26 protein-coding genes and 1 pseudogene are annotated in these 24,195 nt (G+C 34.0%); 8 read left to right on the top strand and 19 right to left on the bottom strand.

Annotated features, from left to right (window positions below; genetic code table 11):
- Window positions 1–64: 64 nt before the first annotated feature.
- The 4 genes from ACTWP4_RS13870 to ACTWP4_RS13855 are packed head-to-tail and all read right to left on the bottom strand — an operon-like array spanning window position 65 to window position 2,106.
- Entirely contained in the window at window positions 65–526 is a 462-nt protein-coding gene (locus tag ACTWP4_RS13870) for a GNAT family N-acetyltransferase (protein WP_443129364.1), read from the bottom strand.
- A complete protein-coding gene (locus ACTWP4_RS13865) occupies window positions 508–915 on the bottom strand; it encodes a hypothetical protein (RefSeq protein WP_443129363.1) in 408 nt (135 codons plus the stop codon). The genes ACTWP4_RS13870 and ACTWP4_RS13865 overlap by 19 nt, the downstream gene beginning before the upstream one ends.
- 57 nt (window positions 916–972) lie before the next feature.
- Window positions 973–1,497 (bottom strand): NUDIX domain-containing protein, encoded by a 525-nt coding sequence (locus ACTWP4_RS13860; RefSeq protein ID WP_443129362.1) that lies wholly within the window; start codon window positions 1,495–1,497, stop codon window positions 973–975.
- Window positions 1,498–1,530: 33 nt separating this feature from the next.
- Window positions 1,531–2,106: a histidine phosphatase family protein gene (locus ACTWP4_RS13855; protein ID WP_443129361.1), complete on the bottom strand. Its 576-nt coding sequence runs from the start codon at window positions 2,104–2,106 to the stop codon at window positions 1,531–1,533.
- A gap of 221 nt (window positions 2,107–2,327) precedes the next feature.
- Here ACTWP4_RS13855 and ACTWP4_RS13850 point away from each other — a divergent pair, with 221 nt between their 5' ends.
- Window positions 2,328–3,479 (top strand): AI-2E family transporter, encoded by a 1,152-nt coding sequence (locus tag ACTWP4_RS13850; RefSeq protein WP_443129360.1) that lies wholly within the window; start codon window positions 2,328–2,330, stop codon window positions 3,477–3,479.
- A gap of 49 nt (window positions 3,480–3,528) precedes the next feature.
- Here the strand turns inward: ACTWP4_RS13850 and ACTWP4_RS13845 are convergent, their stop codons facing one another.
- The 9 genes from ACTWP4_RS13845 to ACTWP4_RS13805 all read right to left on the bottom strand — a co-directional run bounded on the left by ACTWP4_RS13845 (window position 3,529) and on the right by ACTWP4_RS13805 (window position 10,260).
- Entirely contained in the window at window positions 3,529–4,086 is a 558-nt protein-coding gene (locus ACTWP4_RS13845; RefSeq protein ID WP_443129359.1) for an isochorismatase family protein, read from the bottom strand.
- Window positions 4,087–4,369: 283 nt separating this feature from the next.
- Complete coding sequence (locus ACTWP4_RS13840) at window positions 4,370–4,843, bottom strand: GNAT family N-acetyltransferase (RefSeq protein ID WP_443129358.1); 474 nt, start codon at window positions 4,841–4,843, stop codon at window positions 4,370–4,372.
- A 101-nt stretch (window positions 4,844–4,944) separates the two neighbouring features.
- Entirely contained in the window at window positions 4,945–5,454 is a 510-nt protein-coding gene (locus ACTWP4_RS13835; RefSeq protein WP_443129357.1) for a hypothetical protein, read from the bottom strand.
- 208 nt (window positions 5,455–5,662) lie between these two features.
- On the bottom strand, window positions 5,663–6,604 hold the full coding sequence (locus ACTWP4_RS13830; RefSeq protein WP_443129356.1) for a glycoside hydrolase family 43 protein: 942 nt from the start codon (window positions 6,602–6,604) through the stop codon (window positions 5,663–5,665).
- A 33-nt stretch (window positions 6,605–6,637) separates the two neighbouring features.
- On the bottom strand, window positions 6,638–7,111 hold the full coding sequence (locus tag ACTWP4_RS13825) for a hypothetical protein (RefSeq protein ID WP_443129355.1): 474 nt from the start codon (window positions 7,109–7,111) through the stop codon (window positions 6,638–6,640).
- Between the two features lie 67 nt (window positions 7,112–7,178).
- Window positions 7,179–7,775: an AAA family ATPase gene (locus ACTWP4_RS13820; protein WP_443129354.1), complete on the bottom strand. Its 597-nt coding sequence runs from the start codon at window positions 7,773–7,775 to the stop codon at window positions 7,179–7,181.
- A 49-nt stretch (window positions 7,776–7,824) separates the two neighbouring features.
- Window positions 7,825–8,496 (bottom strand): HAD family hydrolase, encoded by a 672-nt coding sequence (locus ACTWP4_RS13815; RefSeq protein ID WP_443129353.1) that lies wholly within the window; start codon window positions 8,494–8,496, stop codon window positions 7,825–7,827.
- Between the two features lie 154 nt (window positions 8,497–8,650).
- The gene (locus ACTWP4_RS13810) at window positions 8,651–8,926 is read right to left on the bottom strand and encodes an HXXEE domain-containing protein (RefSeq protein ID WP_443129352.1); all 276 of its coding nucleotides are present in this window, start codon (window positions 8,924–8,926) and stop codon (window positions 8,651–8,653) included.
- A 311-nt stretch (window positions 8,927–9,237) separates the two neighbouring features.
- Window positions 9,238–10,260: a DUF2332 domain-containing protein gene (locus ACTWP4_RS13805; RefSeq protein ID WP_443129351.1), complete on the bottom strand. Its 1,023-nt coding sequence runs from the start codon at window positions 10,258–10,260 to the stop codon at window positions 9,238–9,240.
- A 586-nt stretch (window positions 10,261–10,846) separates the two neighbouring features.
- Here ACTWP4_RS13805 and ACTWP4_RS13800 point away from each other — a divergent pair.
- From ACTWP4_RS13800 to ACTWP4_RS13780, 5 genes and pseudogenes are all read left to right on the top strand, one after another.
- Window positions 10,847–11,095 (top strand): SMI1/KNR4 family protein, encoded by a 249-nt coding sequence (locus ACTWP4_RS13800; RefSeq protein ID WP_443129407.1) that lies wholly within the window; start codon window positions 10,847–10,849, stop codon window positions 11,093–11,095.
- Window positions 11,096–11,602, top strand: coding sequence for a GNAT family N-acetyltransferase (locus tag ACTWP4_RS13795; RefSeq protein ID WP_443129350.1), 507 nt, complete (start codon window positions 11,096–11,098; stop codon window positions 11,600–11,602).
- An 854-nt stretch (window positions 11,603–12,456) separates the two neighbouring features.
- Window positions 12,457–14,355, top strand: a pseudogene (locus ACTWP4_RS13790) (rhamnogalacturonan lyase); the annotation flags it as partial.
- Window positions 14,332–15,774: a cohesin domain-containing protein gene (locus ACTWP4_RS13785; protein ID WP_443129406.1), complete on the top strand. Its 1,443-nt coding sequence runs from the start codon at window positions 14,332–14,334 to the stop codon at window positions 15,772–15,774. The pseudogene ACTWP4_RS13790 and the gene ACTWP4_RS13785, both read left to right, overlap by 24 nt.
- Window positions 15,775–16,377: 603 nt before the next feature.
- Window positions 16,378–16,680, top strand: a complete 303-nt coding sequence (locus ACTWP4_RS13780) for a hypothetical protein (RefSeq protein WP_443129349.1) — start codon at window positions 16,378–16,380, stop codon at window positions 16,678–16,680.
- 154 nt (window positions 16,681–16,834) lie between these two features.
- Here the strand turns inward: ACTWP4_RS13780 and ACTWP4_RS13775 are convergent, their stop codons facing one another.
- The 3 genes from ACTWP4_RS13775 to ACTWP4_RS13765 all read right to left on the bottom strand — a co-directional run bounded on the left by ACTWP4_RS13775 (window position 16,835) and on the right by ACTWP4_RS13765 (window position 19,589).
- Window positions 16,835–17,269, bottom strand: a complete 435-nt coding sequence (locus tag ACTWP4_RS13775) for a hypothetical protein (RefSeq protein WP_443129348.1) — start codon at window positions 17,267–17,269, stop codon at window positions 16,835–16,837.
- Between the two features lie 61 nt (window positions 17,270–17,330).
- Window positions 17,331–19,211 (bottom strand): ribosomal protection-like ABC-F family protein, encoded by a 1,881-nt coding sequence (abc-f, locus tag ACTWP4_RS13770; protein ID WP_443129347.1) that lies wholly within the window; start codon window positions 19,209–19,211, stop codon window positions 17,331–17,333.
- A 249-nt stretch (window positions 19,212–19,460) separates the two neighbouring features.
- Window positions 19,461–19,589: an RAxF-45 family protein gene (locus tag ACTWP4_RS13765; protein WP_443129346.1), complete on the bottom strand. Its 129-nt coding sequence runs from the start codon at window positions 19,587–19,589 to the stop codon at window positions 19,461–19,463.
- 168 nt (window positions 19,590–19,757) lie between these two features.
- On the opposite strand from ACTWP4_RS13765, the gene ACTWP4_RS13760 reads away from it, so the two are divergent.
- Window positions 19,758–20,654, top strand: coding sequence for a PhzF family phenazine biosynthesis isomerase (locus tag ACTWP4_RS13760; RefSeq protein WP_443129345.1), 897 nt, complete (start codon window positions 19,758–19,760; stop codon window positions 20,652–20,654).
- 47 nt (window positions 20,655–20,701) lie between these two features.
- Here the strand turns inward: ACTWP4_RS13760 and ACTWP4_RS13755 are convergent, their stop codons facing one another.
- A complete protein-coding gene (locus ACTWP4_RS13755; protein WP_443129344.1) occupies window positions 20,702–21,463 on the bottom strand; it encodes an MBL fold metallo-hydrolase in 762 nt (253 codons plus the stop codon).
- Between the two features lie 116 nt (window positions 21,464–21,579).
- On the opposite strand from ACTWP4_RS13755, the gene ACTWP4_RS13750 reads away from it, so the two are divergent.
- Window positions 21,580–21,990: an Lrp/AsnC family transcriptional regulator gene (locus tag ACTWP4_RS13750; protein ID WP_443129343.1), complete on the top strand. Its 411-nt coding sequence runs from the start codon at window positions 21,580–21,582 to the stop codon at window positions 21,988–21,990.
- A gap of 134 nt (window positions 21,991–22,124) precedes the next feature.
- On the opposite strand, the gene ACTWP4_RS13745 is transcribed toward ACTWP4_RS13750, so the two are convergent.
- Window positions 22,125–22,841, bottom strand: a complete 717-nt coding sequence (locus ACTWP4_RS13745; protein WP_443129342.1) for a nucleotidyltransferase domain-containing protein — start codon at window positions 22,839–22,841, stop codon at window positions 22,125–22,127.
- Window positions 22,842–23,055: 214 nt separating this feature from the next.
- A complete protein-coding gene (locus ACTWP4_RS13740; protein ID WP_443129341.1) occupies window positions 23,056–24,195 on the bottom strand; it encodes a mannitol-1-phosphate 5-dehydrogenase in 1,140 nt (379 codons plus the stop codon).

Here is a 24,195-nt window from a genome sequence, read left to right as displayed (position 1 = left end):
CCTTTTTATTTTTTTATAAGAATAGGTTTATATCAACCTAGATTTTGATCACCATCAGTAAATGCTAAATTTCGGGTATCAGTTGAGCATTACAAACTCTTTCATAAAATTCTATTGGTCCTGCTTGATCTATTACAATATATTCATAACCGATGGTCGCCATTTCAGTAAAACACCTATGTAGCAATTCCTTTCCTATAGAGTTTAATCGTTCTTCTTTGGAAGTTCCCATTGGACCAAATAAGCCTTTTTTGTTTCTAACTGTATCATAGCAAGCAAATCCTATTATTTTTTCATTTTTGACAGCAATAAATATAGGCAAAGTATCGTTTTGTATATTATCTATATGTTCCAACCACCTTTCTCCAAACTCTGATAGTATAAATTCCTTGAGTTGATAAAGGTCTGAATGTTTCACTCTTCGAATTTCGTTTTGATAGCTAACAGATACGTTGGAATGATAAGCAGTTAAATGAACAATTAAATCTCTAGGTGTACATGTTATATTTATAATTTCTTCCACCATTTCATGGTAAAAGCCAGTTTTAATTCTTTATCTATTTCAAATATACTTTGAAGCACATGCCCTTCATTGATCATTATCTGATTGTATTTTTCTCTCTTTTTGCTAGCAGCATAAAAAATATCACATGTTGCTTTAGCTAAATGCCATTCTTTATAACAAGTATGGGGCATATCTTGATTTAGATGTAATCGACTTTTGATTAGATTAATATAATCCGCCCCTAGCTTTTTATACAAATATAAGTGAAGTTCTCCACAAACCCCAGTTGCCTCTCGACAAATAGCAAAAAATATATCACTTGGAAATATAACACTTTGCTCACTAAGTTGTGAGGAAAGTTTGATTATTCTCTTCATTCTATTTGTAAAAACCAACTCATGGCATTTCATAACACATCTCCAATACCTGCTTTCTCATAGACTAGATCACTCCTTTTATGTTACCGCTTACTCAATGATTAGATTACACAATTCCCAATCCTCTAAAACAGACCAGGTAATCCCAGGTTCTCCTTTTAAAGATTTCATCGAACCAACATATACCTCATCCGATGCGCTCTTTTTTTGCCTATAGTGTTTAATAATTTCTTTTGTTGTAGCTGAAACATTTTGATTAATGATCTCTTCATAATCTATCCACGATAATGAACCTTCATCACTTTCCTTTATTTCAGATAGATGTAACACTTTTCCAAAATAAACGTATTGGATGCGAATTTCATTATTATTCTTCATTCTAAGTATAATGTACTGAAGTGTTATATTTTTTATATTATTTGTTCTTAATCCCGTTTCTTCTTCAATCTCTCTAACACACGCTCTAAATAGACTATCGATTTCGTCACCATTTAGATGTCCACCTATCGGAACCATCAGACCAGGAAGAAATTTACTATTTGAATTTTTTTGAAGAAATAAAATCTGATTACTGTCATTAAAAAGAAAAGCAACCGACATTTGACGAAGTTTCATAAATTACCTCCATAGATTGAGCATTTGCTAATATTATTCATTCCATAATCTCTTAACTTCTATCAAACTATTATTATCATCAAAAGTTAATTGATAAATATCAGGTTTGGTTGTACTTTTCCAAAAATCATACCTATAACGATCATCAAAGTAGTTCATCATAATCGTCATGATGTTTCCATGTGTTCCTATCACTATTTTCTTTCCATTGTATTCGCTTAACAATTGCTTAATAATTGGAATAGCACGCTTCTGAGCCTGAATGGTAGATTCCCCACCTTCTAAGCAGTATTCCTTACCTTCAAAAGAGTGCTCTATTGCTTTTAATAGTTCTTGTGTTGAAAGTCTATATTCCAGTCCCTTAATTGGTCTTTCTTTTAGTTCTTCATACTCTTCAATGGTTAATCCTTTATAAAGTGCAAGTCCCTGAACAGTTTGAATGGCCCTTCTATATGGACTTGAAACAATTACAGCAATATCCTTATCCTTTAATATTTCTGTTACTCTCTTAGCAGCTATTTCGCCTTCTTGAGATAACCCCCGAACTCTCTCTTCTCCCAGCTTAAACGGAGATTCTGCATGCCGTACCATATATATAACTGTAGCCAAACATATCCACCCCAATCATTCTTTAAACTGACCTTTTCTAAATAATACCATATTATTACTGTTTGGTTCATGTATGGTAAGTTTTAGATTTTGGCATTATGACAATAAGATGATAATATTTGGTATATAATTATTGCTATAACTAACTATTTAATACTATTATACAGTTAAGACTTGTAATACAAAAAATGTAAAATAGAGATAAAAGGAGATGCAGAATAATGGAATCATCAAACCGATTCTTAAAGTTTATCGGCGGTAAAAATTTATTTTATATATTAGCTTTCTTCATCTTAATTGGGATTACAATATTTATCTATACGAAGATCTCTTTCATTTTTCATCCATTTAAGGTTATCTTTTCAACATTAGCTCCTCCAATGATATTGGCCTTTATTGCTTACTATTTATTGAATCCTATCGTAGATATTTTAGAAAGATTACGTATACGGAGAATATGGGGCATCCTCTTACTAATTCTTGGTATTAGTGGAGCATTAACAGGCATTATTCTGTTAACAGCACCGGCTATTGAAGCACAGGTTAAAGAATTAGTACAGAACTTCCCTAACTACTTAAGTCAACTGGGGAACGAGATGACAACATGGATTCAAAATTCCTTCTTAGCACCATATTATGATGATGGTTATCAATGGCTAATGGATAGGCTGGGAGAAATTCCACAATTAATTGGAAGTTATATATCTACTGGCTTCCAAGGAATTCAAAATATTGCAAGTACCATTACGAGTACCGTTGTATCAATCATTACTTTTCCAATTATTCTATTTTTTCTATTAAAGGATGGAAAAAAATTCCAGAGATTTACCATTAAATTATTTCCGCCAAAGTTTCGTGACGATATCAATCAAATCTTAGCTAACATGGATACCCAAGTTGGTTCCTACATCCAGGGGCAAATCATCGTCGCAACCGTTATTGGAATCCTACTATTTATTGGTTATTTGATTATTGGGCTCGATTATGCATTTACGTTAGCTATTGTTGCAGCAATTACGAGCGTTGTTCCTTATTTAGGTCCGACCATCGCCATTATTCCAGCTGCAATCATTGCTATTGTCGATTCACCATTTATGTTATTAAAGTTAGTAATTGTATGGATTGCAGTACAATTTTTAGAAGGTAATTTCGTTTCTCCAAATATTATGGGAAGAACCATGCAGATTCATCCATTAACGATTATTCTCGTTTTACTTATTGCTGGGAATCTATTCGGTGTACTTGGGGTAATTCTTGGTATTCCAGGGTATGCCATTGTGAAGGTTTTGGGTGCTTATCTATTCTACAAATTTAAGAAACGATACAACAAATACTTTGGAGAAGATCGTGGAAATTATGAAATGGAAGAATGATAAAAGCATCTGTTAGTAAGCAGATGCTTTAAATCTTTACGTATAGCTGTTATCGGTAGCTATTATGAATGGGACTAAACAAATCTTCATTACTATTTCTAACTATGGAAAAATTGTCTACATTATAATGACCGTGAAGAGTTTCATTGTGGTGAAGAATGATTTGTTGAGCAGTTAAATTTTCAGAATCAGATGTAGAATGACCATCTCCAACTAGGGTTACATCAAAATTACTGATTGTTGCCGTTCTAACAGCTGTATCAATACAATGCTCCGTCTTACATCCCATTATGACAAGATGTTCTATGTTGAAATTATTTAAGTGTTCTCTTAAAGGGGTGCCATAAAACGAATTGGTAGCTTCCTTATCAAATACTACCGCAGTGGATGGTACCCTTATATCCTTATGTATCTGGAATCCTGTCCCTTCCCCATTGGAAACTTCTAAATCTCTCACAAAAACAATAGGAACATTCTCAGCTATTGCTTTTTGAATGACTGTGTTAATGTTATTGATGATTTTTTCTTTATCAACAACACCCTGTTCTTCAGGACTACCTTCCATTAAGTCTTGTTGAGCATCAATTATCAGTAGAGTTTGCTTCAATATTTCTCCTCCTTTATTTTATCAAGCTGAGGTAAACGGCCTATCAGGGGAAAAATAGAAATTAACACACCTTAAATTTTAATAAAAATAGGTTATTGTTGAATTTTCTTAATTTACTTTCTTATTATTTTTATCCCTTATTATGATTTCATATGGAATTTCTTTAAAGAGGTGTATGGCCACTTTTCTACAGTATTCCTTAAACTTATTGTAGTAAACTATCACGTTAGAACAATAAAAAATTGTTAATTCCCTATTCGCATTTGTTGTTGAACAAGCTTAATTAATTTTCTTTAATCATTGTCATGAACTCTGCATAATCAGTAATGAACTTGTCTTTCTTTACAAACCCTAGTTTTTCATATAAATGAATAGCTCTTTTATTAAATGTTGCGACTGATAATCTTAAAGGGATTTCCACATGGTTTTCTCTTATGTAGTTAATTATAAATATACAAAATTCATACCCATAACCTTTTCCCACATAATCAGGGTTCATACCAAGACCTAAATCTATATTCTTATCAGTATACACACCATATGTATGCCCAACTGGTATTTGAGCAGTTTCACCTATACATAATAAACCAAACAACTCACCATTATCAGCAATTATAGCTTTATAAGAACCATCGAGTCGTTCATTCATCTCTTCTTCACTAACATCAGTATTATAAAAATCATATGGTTTTTCATATCTCCAACTAAGTGACTTTCTAGCTGAGTTCTCATCCATATTTTTGATGGTTAAATTCATATTATCCCTCATTTCTTTAGTGTGTAAAATCAAGTTTTCTACACAGTCCTACCTTTACTGAAAAAAAAAAGAAACTTCCTGTTGCTCGTTACTTGAATATATTACTCGTTTTCGTCTCCAATTTTTCTTGTTATGTCATGGACCAATTCTCCATCTCTCCAATAATACCATCCTATATACTTAGTGGTATCGTTATCAATGGTATAACCAACTGCAATGTAGTTTTCTTTGTACTCCATTTTATCAATAAATTCTATTGAAAAAGCTTCCCTTCCAACTTGCTCCTCTACTACTTCATTAACGGCATTTTCCAATTTGTTTTCATTAAAGTTTAAAAATAACACCCATGTTGTAGCAACAAGACAGATTATCACTCCTATTTTTTCTGTTACATGTGTTTTGATATCCTTCTTCTTGTTATACCACAATATTTTTATTATTGACGTAACCAATACAATCGATAGCACAAACAAAGATACAACTACTAGGGAAACTTGAAAGATAATAGATATATATAAGACTATAAACCCAAAAAAAATCTGAAGAACAAGCTTCTCGACTTTATATTTCTTATTGTTAAATAGGAACTCAATAACATTTTCCTTTATCAAAATTCCACTCCTTTATTACATTAAACTTCTAGTAGGACAAGAAGTTACTATTCTTGTTGAATAATTGCCTCCTCTGAGTCTAACAAAATTATCCTAATTTGATTTCTTCCTTTTTGTCACCGTATTTAATAGCAATCGTTATATCTTCTCCCCAAAAGATAATTCCTAACAACATTAGCATTAATTACGCCCCTAGCTTTCATAACATCTAAACACTTGTTTTTCCATATGCTTGAATCAATGCATGGTACTCATCCATCGTTATTGGTAATACACCACCATGCTTGGAGTTTACAGGAATGTCCATATCCTGATCACTTTTGGTAAATTGAGCAGTTTTTAAATCCGATGTATAGTAAGGAATATATTTCTTTTCTACCAAATAATGATCCAGTAATAAGCACCACCTGTCTTCACCCTTTAATTTAAAACAGGCCGGCCCCTCAACACCTTTGATCTCACTTAAATTAGTCTCTAGAGGTGTGAACTCTCCTAATAATTTATCTGAAACTTCTACGGTTATGCTTTTAACTGTCTCATCCTTTGAGAATCGATAATATAGGCCTTCGTCTTCTATAATAGTGGTATCAATAACATGGTTTTCTCTTTCGATATATAGGTTAGGCTCAGTAAACACTTTAAAATCTTTGGTTTTCGAGTAGTATATTTTCTGTTTCTCAGCACCAAAGTTCTCTCTCGAAGCCCAGAATACCAGGAAATCCTCCGCTTCTTTATCATAAATAGCTTCAGGTGCCCACACGCAGCCTGCCGTTTCCGGACCAACCTTCACTAACCGCTGATTTGACCAATTAACCAAATCGTCAGACTCCCACACTGCAATATGCTGACTTCCTGATTTTTGTACTTCTTCCCAATCCTTGCGATAATGAATGGATAAATCCGTTCCTATTATGTAAAATTTATTTTCTTTTGGTGAACGGATCAGAAATGGATCTCTTACCCCTAATTCACCTAATTTCGATTTTAATAACGGTTGCTTTTCATTTAACGTTTCCCACTTTAAGCCATCCTTACTTACTGAAAAATAAACCTGTTCTAAATTCTCATTGCTCTCCTCTTCATGAATAAAATGCACAAATAAATAGGCATCATATGCTCCTTGATCTTCTTTCAGATTAGTTGTATACATTTATTTATCCCCTTTCGGAATTTAGCATTGATTTTAGTGGCTTTGTAAATGCTCCTTTAATATCTGAATCTTGCTTTGATCTTTATTATTATTTTTTGTTCTTCGATATCCATCCAGTACAGATCTATTATACACTTTCAGATACTCGCCAATCGAAAGTGTATAGTACATTGCCCCACTGCAATCGTGCTTTTTTAAATTTTTGTAATCTATATCTGCAAAGTTCTTTAAATCCTCGTAATAAGAAATTCCGATTTTAACATTATCTCTTTCAAACTCATGTTCATGTAAATCTATTAATTCATATCCTAAACCTTCTATAGTTTTCTTCAATAGATCCCATTTCTCGTTCAAAAAGACTAAAGGAATTAAAATATCAATGTCTTGAGGATCAAATTCTAATCCCGTCGCTTTTTCAAGCCCTAATGAACCATAACATACCGGAACAATATCTAATTCATTATTCATTGTTCGTGCAATCTCGATAAATTCATCAAATAAATCCATTAGTGTTCTCCTTTTCCTCCAAATATATGATGTGGTACTGAAACATTAGCATATGTGTGCTCTGCAACTAATTCATAAAACGAATATGTTTTATTTGTGTTTTAATTCTGTCCAACCTTTGTCTAAACTTATTTCTGTTGTCAGGGAGTAAATCAATGTTTGATGTAGATGCAATTGATTCTGCAACGCTTTCAATCAACATATTATCAGTATCTATTCGATGTTGAAATATATCATTTGATAAGCCTTGCATACATCTATCTATTTGCTGTTCAGCCCATGAATTTTTACTTTCACCCCTTTTTCGTAATCTCTTTTTCAATGTTTCCTTAGATGCCGATAGCACAAAATCATTTACTATGATTCCGTCTTCTCTTAGCTTGCCAACAAGCTCTTCAAAATACTGAGGATCCACTATGGTCATCGGAACGATAATAACTCCGTCATATTCACTATCTATGTATTTTAATATAGTATAGTTGGACTCTCGCCACATACTGTAATCTTGAAAATCTGCTTTCCGCGTTTCTTTAGGGATATTTTTATTAATGAAATATCCTACATTTTCTGGGTCATACACAAATGAATGTGGGATTCTTCTATGTAATTCATAGGAAGTCTGGGTTTTTCCAGAACCAAATGCTCCGTTAAGCCATATAATCATTTAAATCACCTATTTCTTTTTAGTATTATGAATGACATGAGTATTCTTTTTAAACACTTCTATTTTTGATTGTTATAAATTCCAAAACTTCATCTAACTTCTTATCTTTCATAGAGTTCAATCGTAATGCCACTCTTTCATCAAACAGAAGAGATTTAGTTGTCTTATTAGGTACAATGACACAAGGTATATCTGCACGGATAGAAGCTAAGGATCCATTTGGAGAGTCTTCAAATACAACAGCTTCTCTAGGATTTATTTCAAAATTGCTTAAAACTTTTTTATACAGGTCTGGCTCTGGTTTAACATTTTCAACATCATCAGAGGTACAAATAAAATCAAAATATGATATAATTCCTAGTTTATTTAAATAGTAGTTAATCCAACTTCGTGTTGAACTTGATGCAAGAGCTATTTTAATACCACGTTGTTTAGCTGTTCGTAAATAATCAACAACTCCTTCTCGAGGAGATTCACCTTCCAAGAATTCTTGATATAACTTCCGCCGTTCGGTTCTGAAATTATCTTTACTAATTGCAGGGAATTTCATTACTAACGGTTCATAAGGGTCAAACATTAGAGAACTACCTATAGCATTCAACCACTCATCAATTGGAAAATCTAACTTATACTTTCCATACAATTTCTGAAAAGCTTCAAGTTCAAATGTTTCAGTGTCAAAGACTAACCCATCAAAATCAAATATTATTACTTTAATCATTTATTTCCTCCAAATGAATGAATATTAATAACAAATCTATGATTAAATAACTGGTTTCAATCTTTTATAAAAATAAAGTATTAAATCGTCATCATTTGCACATGTAGCTTATTGTTCCAGTTGATGGCCTTTCCCTTTTGGTATCCATTTGTCTTCAAAATAAAAGCTTTACACTATAAAGTGCAACAAATGCAAGAAGGGCTTGTAAAACGAAACCAATCAATAGAAAGATGAGGAACCTTTTTATTGTTAATAACCCTTCTGTGATAAGAAATTTAGTTGTAAAAAAAGAATAAGGAAATATAATCAAGATAGATGTAAGTAATCCTGGAACATAGCTTGTAAAGAAAGTGAATTGTAGAATGTGACCAATCCCGTTCGCTAACAAAATTCCAGGTACTAAAACAGAAAGATATGTAGTTGGATTCATCCCGATGAATGTTTTGTTGTTAAAGGCTTTTAAGCAACCAATTGAACTTATAATTCATAATAAAATAAAATAAAAGCAAATGAAAATTCTATGTTAGAGTTTCCTGACAGAAACTTCTCTACGGTTATAATCTCTTCTATATCATGAATAAAATATAAGAAAGGAAAAAGGAAAATTAGTTTTTTGAATTTTGATAAATAAAATTTTTTTACTATTTTCATGATTCTCTTCCCCTGAACTGAAACTTATGTATTGGATAATTGTTTAAAATGGAGCTTTTTTAATAGGTTAAATTAATACATAAACCATTTTTATAACTCCCATGAAAACCATCGCCCATGACCTTCCGTCTTAGCAATTTTATTAGTATATTCTTTTCCGTCCATGTAATAATCAAGGTGGAGATCTCTATCTTGGATGTTATTATAAATGTGGAATATTTCTCTGTCTGTTCCAATAGATTTTACTTGTTCTAGCAATCTCTTTTTTACTTTTGAAGGCATTTGGTTAGCAACATGCGTATGAAATACACAAATAGAATGATCTTTCGAAATTTGCTTCGACAGGTCTGAAAGTAATTCAACTCCATCTCCCTCAATTAAAGTCAATTGATTCTTTCTAACATATTCCGCAGCATTATGAAATAAATCTCTTCGATTGTGATGATTAGGCCAAATAAGTGCTTGCAGCCAAAGATAATCTTCATCATTCGTTATATCTATTATATTAAGATCTATTCCAACCCTTGATGCAACTGGCGGAATATTTTCTTGTAAGAACTGAGGATTTTCTCCTTTTACCTCTGAAGTTATATAAACACTTGAATTTTTATCTCCATAAATCTCATTGGTTCCATAGGAATAACTATATTTGTCCCATAAAAGTTGTAAACCTGCACTTGTTCCGATTTCTATCAAAGCTAAAGGCTTCTGTACGATATTAGAAATATAACAAAAAGTCGGGTAGAGATATGAGCAACGCCTAACTTCATTGGTCTGTACTATTTTATTTTTTAATATTAGAATAATTTCATCCTTGAATTGACTACAAAAATCCTTAAAATAATCGAATGACTCTTCTACACTTCTTGGATTTTGAACTACACTTGGATAGAATTCTTTAAGTTTATGATCCGTACCTTTTAGCAACAAGTAATGAACAGCACCAAAAAGTAAATTAGGGACAGGCTGTCCTTTCCTTGTATGCATTGTTAATTCTAATAGATTCTTATCTTCAGCAAGTTTGAAAGATAAATATTCATACATTCGACTAGAACCTTTGCATTCTGTGATTGCGAAACATTTAAATTTTTCAGATAAAAGGTTAATATTCATAGTTTCCCCCATACTCTTTTTATGGTGTTATTGTTTCACAGAAGCTAGTATCTAATATCATTTTATTAATATTTTAACATATAATTCCATTATAGTTTGCGAAGCTTTAACGCAAGGACATTTATTCCGTTATATCTAATGAAAACAATGGTATTGGGATGTTCGTGGACATCTATTCCGTTATTTCGCAAAATAGAAGGTGATTTCTTATAAATTTCAAGAAATAACGAACTAGATGTCCTCTTACACCTTAAAAGTAGCTATTTTAATACAAATAACGAATCAAATGTCCGAAAGTAGTAGATCGCCTATCCATGTGAGATACATAGAGAAAAAAGGGTTTTTATAAATAGAAATTGAATATAAAGTATATTAATCTAAAATCCAGGAGGTAATGAGATGTGGAAAGAATTTCTCAATTCCATTTCAAAGGAACATTACTTTAAAGAACCAGCAACAAAATTTGAGATTTCTCAAATTCAAAAGAATTAAATGTTGAGTTACCAGAAGAATTAGCACCTTATTTAATGAAACAAATGGTGTGTTCGATACATGAAATTGTCCTTTAGTTTGGTCAACTTCCCGAATTATTAAGGACAATCTATTTTATCGAAATTTTGAAAAATATCGAGATATTTATATGAAATTTGATAATCTATTCTTTTTCTCAGATGCAGGTAATGGCGATGTATTTTGTTATGCCATACTTAAAAACGGGACCATTGAAAAAAACGATATTTTTGTTTGGAATCACGAGGATGATGGTCGAACCTTGGTTGCAGATTCATTAAAACATTTTATTGAAGGTTGGATAACTGGTAAGATTTATATTTAGTTGGATGAAAAAATAGTAAATCTATATGATGATAAGGAGGAAAGTACGATAAAAATCGAAAGAGTTACATCGCTCGAACAGTATAAGTTGGATTTACTCATAGACGATAGTTTATCGGAAGGATATAAATTTATAAAGAGATTAGTGGATGAATATACCGTAGGGAGTAACCAATTTGATAAAAAAGGTGAATCACTATATGTTGCAAAAGTAGATGACGAGGTTATTGGAATTGGGGGTCTAAATATTGACCCATATCTTAACCTTCCCGATGTAGGACGAGTAAGGCACCTTTATGTTTTGCGCAAGAATAGAGGTGCTGGTATAGGAAAGAAACTTCTAAACACAATAATTGATGAAGCAAGGGGGAATTTTCGAATAATAAGGTTATCATCTACTGATAATCCGGCTGCTGTTAATTTATATATAGAATGTGGTTTCTCAAAAGTAGAAGGAATTTATAAAGCTAGTCATATATTAGAAATATCAAAAGCTGATAATGAGTGATTGATGTTAAACAAACAGTGGATTCCTACAATAAAACAGGAAGGCCTTTTCTTAGTAAAAATGCGTATCTCGTTCCTTATCATAAAATTCATATAATGCTCTTATTTTTTTGTTTCCAGGGATGAATTCATCTAATCATGACTATTTAATTATTTTTTCAATATAAAGGTACAAACTTTTGTTTAGAGTTGAAAATAATGGAAATCAAAATTATAATAACTCATATGTTTAGTTCTATGGAGGTGAGATAAATCGTAGGATAAACGAAAACGAAATTGGAAAAGTAACAATGTAGGCATTTTGAATAAAAGAGAGTTTATTTGCATAATGCTTCTAATTAAATAGAAGCTGATAAGACAGAGGCTATATCAACTAGAAAAAGAAAGTAATAGACTAACAATAAACCTATGGTAATTTCCTAAACGATACTAACAACTAAATGAAAATACTTATTTTGATAATACTAGTTATACCATTTTATACTGTGCCTTTAAGGACTTTATTTTTTAAATCAAGAAGAATTTATCCTCTATTGTTTTTGAACAAGTAAGCATAAAATAAGCTTCTACATCAACAGACTTCACATTTATCTATTTATACTTCACATGATTAACAGGTTTAGACAAGAATGACCCCTCACAAAAAGACTAACAAATCTCAACACATTACTATAAAATTAAAATCTTATTATAGGGTTTTATGAATAATGACCTATTGTAATATTCTAGCAGTTTTTCCCCTGAAAGGAGGTGAAACATTGAATGTTGGTGTTCATACATATACGAGACACCTAGCTACATGTTGTAAAAAGAAAGCAATCATATTATTAATCTATATTTTAGGAGGATTAATTAATGTTAGAACCTTTAAAGAAACAATTGAAAAAGAATGCAGTTGTTTTTAGTGCAGCCATAATGGCAGTGTCAATTGCTAGCACAGCTAACCTTCCATCTGCAAGTGCTGCTGAAGAAGTGGTAACAACGCCATATCAACTGGAATATTTGGAGCGTGGTGTCGTTGCTGTTAAAACAGATAAAGGTATTTTTGTAAGTTGGCGTCTATTAGGAACAGACTCGAAAGATATTGCTTTTAACCTTTACAGGGATGGCAAAAAGGTCAATAAAGAGTTAATTAAATCAAGTACTAATTATTTGGATAAAGAAGGAACAGTCGATTCAACTTATAGTGTCAGAGCTGTCCTAGATGGTGAAGATGTAGACGAATCAACTGAAGTCAATGTATGGAGTAAACCGTATGAGTCTATACCGCTCCAAAAACCAGAGGGAGTTACCAGCCCAGACGGTGAAGCTTATACTTATCATGCAAATGATGCCAGTGTCGGTGACTTGGATGGTGACGGCGAACTAGAATTCGTGTTGAAATGGTTACCAAATAATTCTACCGGGCAAATCTACCACGCTTATGAATTCGACGGCACCTTAATGTGGCAGATTGAATTGGGTGAAAATGTCATGATTAATAACCATGCAAACAATCAGTTGATGGTCTATGATCTAGATGGAGACGGGGCTGCCGAGGTTGCATTAAAAACATCAGACGGCACAATAGACGGATTAGGTAACGTTATTGGTGATCCAAATGCAGAGCATCCGTTTAATTATGAAGGCGGATACATTATATCTGGTCCAGAATATATAACGATTTTTGATGGAAAAACAGGAGAGGCGCTTGATTCGACGACATTCCCTGATCGCGGCGATATATGTGACTGGGGAGACTGTTACGGTAATCGAGTCAATCGTTATCTTGCGGCTATTGCCTATCTGGATGGAGAACGTCCTAGCCTAATTGAATCCAGAGGTCTTTATGGAAAAACTGTCATTGTTGCATATAATTGGAGAGACGGCAAGCTAACGAAGCAGTGGTCATTTGATAGTGACGATCCTGGTAATGAAGAATATGCAGGTCAAGGCAACCATAACTTAAGTATTGCTGATGTTGATAGCGATGGTAAAGATGAAATTATCTATGGTGCCATGGCTATTGATGATGATGGGACAGGTCTACATTCAACTACGTGGGGACATGGAGATGCGATGCATGTGAGTGATTTTGATCCTAATCGACCAGGTATGGAAGTTTTTCAAGTTCATGAAAGTACAGCTTCACCATACGGTTTATCGTTCCGAGATGGTGAAACAGGCGATATCATCTGGGGTGTGCATACAGGAACAGATACTGGAAGAGGCGTAGCATCAGATGTTGATCCCCGCTATCCAGGTGCAGAGGCATGGGCTGTTGGTGGCCCATGGGACGATCGTAAAGGCGGACTCTATTCGGCCACAGGAGAAAAAATAAGTGATGACATTCCGACAGCAAACTTTGCTATCTGGTGGGATGGCGATTTATCTCGTGAGCTTCTAGACCATGACTGGACCAATTACGATATCGGAATCGGAACACCTAGAATCGACAAATGGGATTATGAAAACAATGAGCTTGTCAATCTTTTAAAGATAGAAGGAACATCTTCCAACAACGGTACGAAAGGAAACCCTACACTACAAGCTGATATCATCGGCGACTGGCGTGAAGAAATCATTGTTAGAGATATTGACAGTACTGAACTTCGTCTATATACGACAACGGATATAACTGAACATAGAATCTATACCTTAATGCATGACCCAGTTTATCGATTAGGAATAGCGTGGCAAAATGTAGGCTACAACCAACCACCGCACACCAGCTACTTCCTAGGGAGTGGTATGGAGGAAGCACCACAACCAAATGCTGACTTTATTGTTCCGTCCACTGTCGATGTGAATCCTGATACGTTGACTGGAAAAATAAAAGGGGATCTGACAATTAATGTTCAAGTTCCCGCTAATGCGGCTGAATTTTCGAATAGCTCAGTTAAACTTACCATAAATGGGCAAACCGTTAGTGCCGACGTGTCAACCGTTAACAAAGGTTATCAAGTGAAAATGGATCGTAGAGAATTTATTCGTGCACTTGATAGACAAACTGGGGACGTTGACGTAAAAGTGAGTATCACTTCAAAAACTGGTGAGATCTTTGTTGGAACGGATACGGTGAATGTTCAAATGTTAGAACCTGCTTTATCTGTAAAAGAGGCTGATTCTGTAAAAGTAGGTGATTCATTTAGTCTTACCTATGCAGTTAATGGTACGGGGGATAACGTCAGCTCTTTTGAAATAAACCTTAATTATGACTCGGAGCTTGTTGAATTTGTTTCAGTAGAACCTTTAGTTAAAAAGTTAAACATAACTCACACGTCTAAACAACCAGGTCAGGTCAGCCTTGTTGTAAAAGGAACACCAAATCACTTCTTTAATCAGTCAGACTTGTTTAATGTGAATATGAAAGCAAAAGAAACGGAAGCATCTTCAACGGACATTACTCTAACTGATATTTCATATTCAACTACCAGTAAGGAAGTTATTTCAGTGGCTGACGTTATTCAGTCTATTGATTTATATAATGATGTTGCAAAGATTACTGTGAGTGGAGAAGATGGAGGACAATCTATCGATACGAATCGTGGAACATTGCAGCTACTCTCACAGGTATTGCCTGTAAATGCAATGCAAACAGTGGAATGGTCTGTTACTGATTTAGATGGATCAGATACAGATATTGCTTCCATTAATTCTGATGGATTGTTATCAGGAAATACGGAAGGATTGAATGGAAAGGTAAAGGTTATTGCAGAGGCAATGGACGGATCCGGTACTGTAGGGGAATTGATTGTTGATATTTCCAACCAGTTAAAATTAGTGACAGGTACTCCTTTTGGCAAAAACCCACCATGGTCACCAGGCTCAGAATTTGATAAAGCATTGGATGGGGACATAGATACCTTTTATGACTTTAGTGAAGCAGCTGGTGGATATACAGGAATAGATGTTGGTGAAGGGAATGGTGTAGTTCTTACTCAAGTTAGATACTATCCACGAAAAGGTTTTACCCAAAGAATAACTGGAGGAAAAATTCAGGGATCCAATGTCTCGCCAACTGAAGGGTTTGTTGATTTATACACGATAACTTCGGAACCGGATTCTGGATGGAATGCAATTGCAATAACAAGTGAGGAATCATATCGTTATATACGATACTTAAGTCCAGATGGTGGTTATGGAAATATTGCTGAATTGGAATTCTACTCTGCGGAAAGCTTGATACAATAGCACCAGAATTTACATTAATTGGTTCTGGCTTCAGATCAACAGGCCCTAGCTCATTCTTTTTAAGTTATCAGTAAATGAAGAGATTGGGCAACTGTGACGGTAAACGGAACTGTAGTTTCAAAGTTGTCGGCTGGTGTCTATGACATTTTTTAGAAGCGATAAATATACGATTGTATTTAAAGCCTTTGATAAGATTGGAAATGAAATAATAGAGGAATTAAAATGGCTTCAATGTTTTAGATCTAACCAAAATAGAAGCCTGATTATTTCGAGATTGTTAATTGGCATGAGTTCGAAATGTATTTTCGGACTTATGCCTTTTTGATTGAAAGAATTGTTTACATATGAAGATAAAATAACATTGTTAGTAACAAATAGTCTATTTATTACTGTTTAGGAACACTTGGGGAATTTGTAAATGCGTTTGAGTGGATAGCGCTAAATCTGAATTAACTTTACGTTTAGAAAGAGTAGAATTAGCTTATTGGTTCGGAGTTCTTCCTTAAATAAAGGAATTGCAACCTTGATCAACTATATGGCAGAATACTTGAAGATGAAATGGAGAAATTATTAAGCAAAAAGCTTGTTTGGAGGAAATTTGAATTGAGAACTGATGCAATTATTTTTGTAACATCTTGCTTTGTAATCTTTGGAGTAATTACGTTATTCTCGCTTAAATATATTAAAAATAAAGATTTTGCTGTTAACAAAAGTGTTTTAATAATCCCAAGCATAACCTTTGCAGTAGCGATTGGCATTGTTATAAGTATTATGGCAAACGGTACATTTTTGGAGTCTTTAGTTGTTATTGGAGTATTAGCCGCTGTTTCTTTAGGACATTCATTATCACTAATTAGAATGAGAAAAGCATACCAATCTTTCCGTAAAAAAGATGATAGAAAATAGTTTGATTAGGTTCCTATAATGCAATTTCTTATTAAAGTAACAGGTAGTTTTAGTTGATCAATACAATATAAATGAAACAAAGGAAAACGCTTGGATACGGGGGTTCCAAACGTTTTGCGTGTTATCAATATTGACTTTCTCCAAGACTGTTTATTTAATGATACCTAAACCAAACAAACCATTCATCATCTTTACTTTTCGCTAAAAAGATTTGACCTTCTAAAGCACTGGCACTTATTCCTTCCCATTTAGGAAAATATAATCTTACTAACCAGGATTTATCCGCAATTTCTTTTCCACAAAAATTCTTAGCCATTCCATAATACGCTTCATCAATTTCTTTTCCGACAGTTTTTGGGAATGGCAGTGCAGTTCTGACCTCCCATTCAGAGTACAGTTCTCCATTCTCGCCTTTTTGGTAGATATCAGGAACAATCTCCTTTAATGCTTTCAGTAGATCATCCTTATCTTTAATTGTTGTATTCTCAAGTTTTTTTAAATTCGGACATTCTACATCTGGTTGTGCATAAATTTGGCTCGGCACCAGGATGAATATAAGTAGAGATATCAGTACACCTGTTTTTTTCATTAACTTCACCTCTGTACTAGTTTCCCGATATTTTCTTTTGATATTCGATCCTTTCTAGAACTTAATGATCCTCCAACTGATCACATAGTTCTTCCCATTTATGCTCCAAAGCCTTTTTTTCTTGATATAACTGTTGTAAAAGCTCCAGGTCTTCATATTCCAGCAGTTTTTTATCTATATCGATAATCCTTTCCTCCAATGACGCTACATCTTTTTCAAGATTTTTATTATTCCCATGCTTACCATTTAATGAAGGATCTTTTTGCACCGGAGTTTCCTTCTTTTTCTCCATACGTTCCGGAACTACCTTATCCCTTAATTCAGCCATTTTCTCTTTAGCCCAATTATAGTCTCCCTCAAAGCAATAGAGATTCTGTGCTTCAATCCAATAAATCTTGCCAAATAGCTTGTTAAGAAAATACCGATCATGGGAAACAGCTAATATGGTACCCTGAAAACCTTCAAGTGTTTCCTCCAACACTTCTCTAGAATCAATATCTAAATGGTTGGTAGGTTCATCGAGAATAAGCAAATTGATATCTTGGTACATCATTTGCGCTAACCTTAAACGCATCCTCTCTCCTCCACTGAGCTGGGCAACTTTTTTAAAAACATCATATCCGTAAAACATAAACCTTGCTAAAATATGTCTTGCTTCTCCTTCTGATACTTTCACTACATCTCTAAATGTCTCGATAACCGTTTCATCTGTCACGTTAAAGAAAATATGTTGAGATAAGTATCCGACTTTGATATTACTGCCTAATCGCGCCTCTCCTTTATCCGGATCAAGTTGTTGAAGGATTAATTTGATTAACGTTGTTTTCCCTGATCCATTTTCTCCAATAACTGCAACGCGTTCCTGATAGGTTACATGCATATTTACATGGTGAAATAACTGCTTTTCATTGAACCTTTTCGAAACATCTTTAAGCATAATGACATCATTGCCGCTTCGATCTGCTCCCTCCATTTTAAGACTCATTTTTTGGCGATTTAATGTTGGACGTTGTAATTTTTCCATCCTTTCTAACGCTCTTTCCATATTTCTAGCTCGTCTGTGCAGATCTGCATTCGGTGGATTTGCTCTATTTGCCCAATCTCTTAATCGTTTAATCGCTTCTTTCATCTTCTTTATTTTCTTTTGCTGCTCCTCATAAGCTTGAAATTCTCTTAGAAGTTTTGCTTCCTTTTCTTTAACAAATTCTGAAAAGTTAGTATGATATGCAGTTAATTCTCCATCTTCTAGATCAATAATCTTGTTCACCACCTCATCAAGGAAATAACGGTCGTGTGAAATGATCAGAACTGTTCCACTATACTCTTGCAAAAAGTTACCGAGCCATTCGACTGCCATTAAATCTAAATGATTAGTTGGTTCATCTAGCAACAATAAGTCGGGGCGTTGAAGCAACATTAAACCTAAGCCGACTTTTGTTTTTTCTCCCCCACTTAGTTGTAAGAAAGGTTGATCAATTAATGACGGAATATTTAAACCGTTTACGATTCCTTCTATCTGAGATTCTATTTCATATCCACCATTAATCGTGAACTGGTCTTGTAAGTTGCCATACTCAACGACTAGTTTTTCCAACTTTTCAGCGTTCGTCTCTGTACTCATTTCGTTCTCTAACTTTTTCATCCTTTCCTCAGTCTGAAGTAAAGAGGAAAAGGCCGATCTTAAAACATCCTTCACTGTTGTCTCATCATGATAATTTGGAATTTGTTCAAGGTAACCTATCTTAGCTCCTTTCTTCCAATGTATTTGTCCTGAATCAGTTTTTTCCTCACCAGCTAACAAACGAATTAAAGTAGTTTTTCCACTGCCGTTTGGACCAACTAAACCGACACGTTCTTTTTCTTTTATTTCAAAAGACATATCTTCAAAAATAGGATTGCCTCCGTACATCTTCGCAATTTTATTAACACTACATACAATCATTATTCTTTCCTCCTAAAATAGTATAAAAATATCGACCAAAAGGGCTTCCCACTTAGCAGAGCTTTGTTAGATTAACGAAAAAAAGCTATAGGAAGACATATCTTCCCATAGCTTCGTGTTGGACTAATCCTAGAACTGACAATCATTTTAAAGATTCCGTTCTATGTCATTAAAAAAGAAGAGCACGAAAAATGCTCTCCCGACAAACCGTCCTAATATATGTGGGGTAAGAGATGTTTTTTCACTGTTTTAGCTTGCTATCAAGTTGTTAAAAAAGGGCACACGTATCCCGTTAACAACTTCAATCGCAAATTTTGCACGGTTAAAATAAAGAAATTCAGTCCAGTAACCGTACACTAAAACAGCTTGATTCAACATCTTACCACCACCTCCGTTCATTAAAGATACTTATATTTTATTACTTGCAGGAACTTTTTTCAAGGGGAACTTCTTTATGAAAGTCAAATGACTTTTGCTAACGTAAGCAAACAATTTAAAGTATAATTAAATGTAAAGTCTCTATTGTGAACATTGGAGGGATATATAGTGAAGTCGATAAAGGTTTATCATTATGATGCGTTTAGTAAAAAGCCCAATAAAGGAAATCCGGCTGGAGTAGTATTTAATGGTGATCAATTGACAGATGCAGAAATGCAAGAAATAGCTTTTAAAGTTGGATTTAATGAAACTGCTTTTCCAGTTAAATCGGAAATAGCTGACTTAAAAATTCGTTTTTTCACTCCTGGTCATGAAATGAATTTATGTGGTCACGCCACAATGGCAACCGTCTATGCTTTAAAAGCCAACGGCCTACTAAAGGATAAATCAAATCTTACCATTGAAACAAAAGCAGGAATCCTACCTGTTACTATTACTTCTAGCGATGACGAAATATCTATCACCATGAAACAGGCTCCACCAAAGTTTAAAGAATTCAAAGGTTCTAAACAAGATTTAGCGAACTCAATAGGATTAAAAGAATCTGATCTTCATGATGATTTACCCATTTTATATGGAAGTACAGGTACTTGGACGTTATTAGTACCAATAAAGGAGTTAAACGGTTTAAAGAAAATGAAACCTAATAATAAAGAGTTCCCTTCCATATTAAAGGAAATGCCAAAAGCGTCTGTTCATCCATTTTGTATGGAAACTTATGATATTCATGCTGATATGTATGCACGGCACTTTTCTTCACCCTATTCAGGTACTGTCGAGGACGCAGTAACTGGAACTGCTTCTGGTGTAATGGGTGCTTATTACGCCAAATACATAGATAACAATTTTCAAGAACCGTTAAACCTGATCATTGAGCAAGGTCACGCAATCGAAAAAGATGGTCAGGTTTTAGTTCAGGTATCAACGAATAATAACTCATTTGATATTGAAATTACAGGGAATGCGGTTTATGTTAAAGATATTCACGTTTTGTTAGGAAATTAAAGGATGCGTCAAGAAAAAAAGCAGAAAGAGAATTTCTTCTTTCTGCTTTAAAATGAATATGATTCTCCGTCCTCTGGAACCAATACATTGGAGGATATACCTTTTTCATCAACAAAGTTTCTTAATTCTTCTCTAGATAATGTCCAATGATTGACAGCTTCCATATGACTAGCAATAATTTTAGCATTTGGAGCAGCTTGATTCACTTGATAAACATCTTCTTTCCCCATTACTAGAGAACCGCCTTCAAGGAATTGATTATCTCCTGCGTTTACGACAATGATTTCTGGTTGGTGTGTTTTGATTTCTTGCTGAACTCCATCATACCAAACCGTATCCCCTGCTATATATAATGTTTTCTCATGTACGTGTTTAAAGATCACACCACATACTAGACCGGCAAATTTTAATATTTCTCCTCTCCCGTGCTCCCCCTTTGTTTTCACTAACTGAATATCTTCAAAGACGGTATCTGCTTGTAAAACTTCCACATTGGTAAAACCAGTACTTCTAATATCTGTTGCATCTTCTTCATTTTGTGCAAACAATTTGATATCTTTTGGAAGTACCTCTTTGGCGGTATCATCCCAATGATCTAAATGTAAATGTGTAACAATAACTGCATCAATATCTTCAATAATGTGATCAACCGATGTTGGTAAGTCAACTAAAGGGTTCTTTTGATCTTGTCTTGCAGAGTCTGGTAAGGGTGGGTAAGTACCCTTATCAGCTAAAAATGGATCTACTAAAAATTTCTTTCCTGCATAATTCACTACTAGTGTTGCATTACGAATTTGTTGTATTTGCATGAGTAAAACTCCTTTGCTTTTATTTACATCTATTTTATATTATGATCGATACATAAATACATGGATATAATCAAGACTTTTTGCTATTTAACTTGATAAATGAAAGGATTTGAAAAATGTTAGATAGTACAGATATGCGTATCTTAGAAGAACTGTCCAATAACAGTCGTATAACCATGAAAGAATTGGGAGAGAAAAGCCATTTGACTGGACAAGCTGCTGCAGATAGAGTCGCTAAGCTAGAAGATAATGGTGTAGTCGAGGGCTATACAATAAAAGTTAATCAAGTCAAATTAGGATATTTTGTACATGCTTTTATTACTGTCATCACAGAAAGCATTAGTCACCAACCTTATCTTTCTTTTATAAAAACACAGGAGCAATACATGATCAATAACTATAAAATTAGCGGAGAAGGCTGTTACCTTCTAGAATGTAAATTTCCATCGCATGAAGTACTGGATAGATTTTTGGAAGATTTAAATAAGCATGCGAATTATAAATTATCTATTGTAATTAAAAAATAGTGGGTCCTATGCTTATTACATGGTATTTCAACAACCAAATAAGCCATAATAATAGATCTTTTATTCAAAATTATATTTTTTATGGCTTATTCAATAGTATTTCGAGAACCTGCAAATTCCGCAAAATTATGAAACTACTTCCCTAAGGAAAAGCCATCAAAAAAACGCCCACCATAAGGATTTAATACTTCATCAACAAGGATTATTATCTTGTCTATTTTATTAGTTTGATAAAAAGTATCAAACGCATCAATAAACCTTACCGTAAACCCTTTGTCATAATTCTTCAATGAACGAATAACCCATTTAGAATCACCAACCCACCTATTATTGGTTCTAAGCACAAATTCACCTAGTTGTTCAGCGAGAGTATTTACTATAAAAATAGATTCAGCTCGGTCATCACTTCCGATTAGATCATCTAAAGCATCAGTAATAAAATACCTTTTCGTATTCACTGTCTCTGTAGACCATTTGGCCGGACCTTTATCAAGTAATTCCTTTGCTTCATTTTTAATGGATGTTATTATTCCTTTATCTATAATAACTTCGCCTTCCATAACCATTCGAGGCATTGACGGTCTAGCCCTTTCGCAATCACTTGCGAAAAAATCTTTATATGAAGTTAAATTATGAACAAAGACTTCAATATTCCAGCCTAACTCAAAAAGAGATTCTCTATAAGATGATTGAATATTACGATCAAATATAACGATATCTAAATCTGACGTTTTGGTCGCTTCTCCTCTAACAACACTTCCAGCTAAAAGAGCGCCTTCACAATTTTCATAATGACGTTGTATAAATTTAGCTGCTGTGTCCACTGGAGATAACCTGTCATATCTACCCATACAAATCACCACTTTTTAAGATTATTTAACTGCTCATTGTTTAGATTTAGCATATATGAACGAATAGAAACTTTGCAATAGATTCGACAAAAAACATAAAGTGAGACTTCCACCAGTGGGGGTTTTACGGGCGATTAGCACCGTGAAAAAGGTCCAGTTACCCTCAGTAGACATTCGTCCATTGAAAGTACTGAACCGTATTGGTAACCTGTTTTTATTTCAATAACTCATATTGTTTGATAACTTCTTCTGTAATCTCACTATCTTCAGGAAGGTTACTTACTTCCTGCAAAACTTTCGCAATTCCTTTATCATCGATCATCGCTTGAAGTTTTACTGCTTCTTCATCCTCTTGGTGATCAAATAATAATGCAGCAGCTATAGCTTTAGCTAAGTTAGTAAATGCTAATCCTGCCTTTTGTGCTTCTGTTGCTGGGCGAACTAAGCGATCTTCTGGTCCAAGTTTACGAATTGGAGCGCGTCCTACTCTTGTTACACCATCATTTAAGTATGGATTTTTGAATCGTTCTATAATTTTTTGGATGTAGCTAAAGTGTTCTGCTTCGTTTAAGCCATATTGTTTAACTAAGTAATTGCCGGTCTCTTGTAATGTTGCTTCCACTTGTTCCGCTATTTTTTCATCCGCTAATGTTTGATCTATTGTTGATTTTCCATTTAAATAACCAAAATAAGCGATAACGGCATGTCCTGTATTAACCGTAAATAGCTTCCTCTCGATAAAAGGAGCAAGCTCAGCAACAATAGTCATTCCTTCAACTGTTGGAATATTTTCTTCTGTTTCAACAACCCATTCATAATATGGCTCCACTAATACATCAAGTGATTCATTATCTTCTTGGATTGGTACAATACGATCAACGGCAGAATTAAAGAACTGCACTCGTCCTGCTAATCTTTCTTTTGTATCTTCATCAAGATTGTCTAAAATGTGTTGCTTCAAAATATCTGTTGCGCCGATCTGATTTTCACAGGCAATAACATACAACTGCTCGTCTGTTTGGTACACTCGTTCAGAAATACCACGAGCAATAAGTGGGGCAATTCTCGGTAAAATGTTAGGACCGATAGCAGTCGTTACATACGTTGCGTTCGTAATGGTCTCGATAACCTCATTTTCCTGTGTCATATTGTTTAGTCCTGATACATTATTGATTGTAGTCGTTTCCTGTTTATCTGTCGCTAACTTCACTTGATAGCTCTTTTGTTCATTTATTTGATTGATGATATGATCAGCAATATCCACAAATGTTACATGATATCCTGACTCGGAAAATAAAGCACCGATAAATCCTCTACCAATATTTCCTGCTCCAAAATGAACTGTTTGTTTCAT

The sequence above is a fragment of the Gracilibacillus sp. D59 genome, from assembly GCF_052246695.1.
GTDB lineage: Bacteria > Bacillota > Bacilli > Bacillales > Amphibacillaceae > Gracilibacillus.
This window is presented reverse-complemented; position numbering and strand designations above follow the sequence as displayed.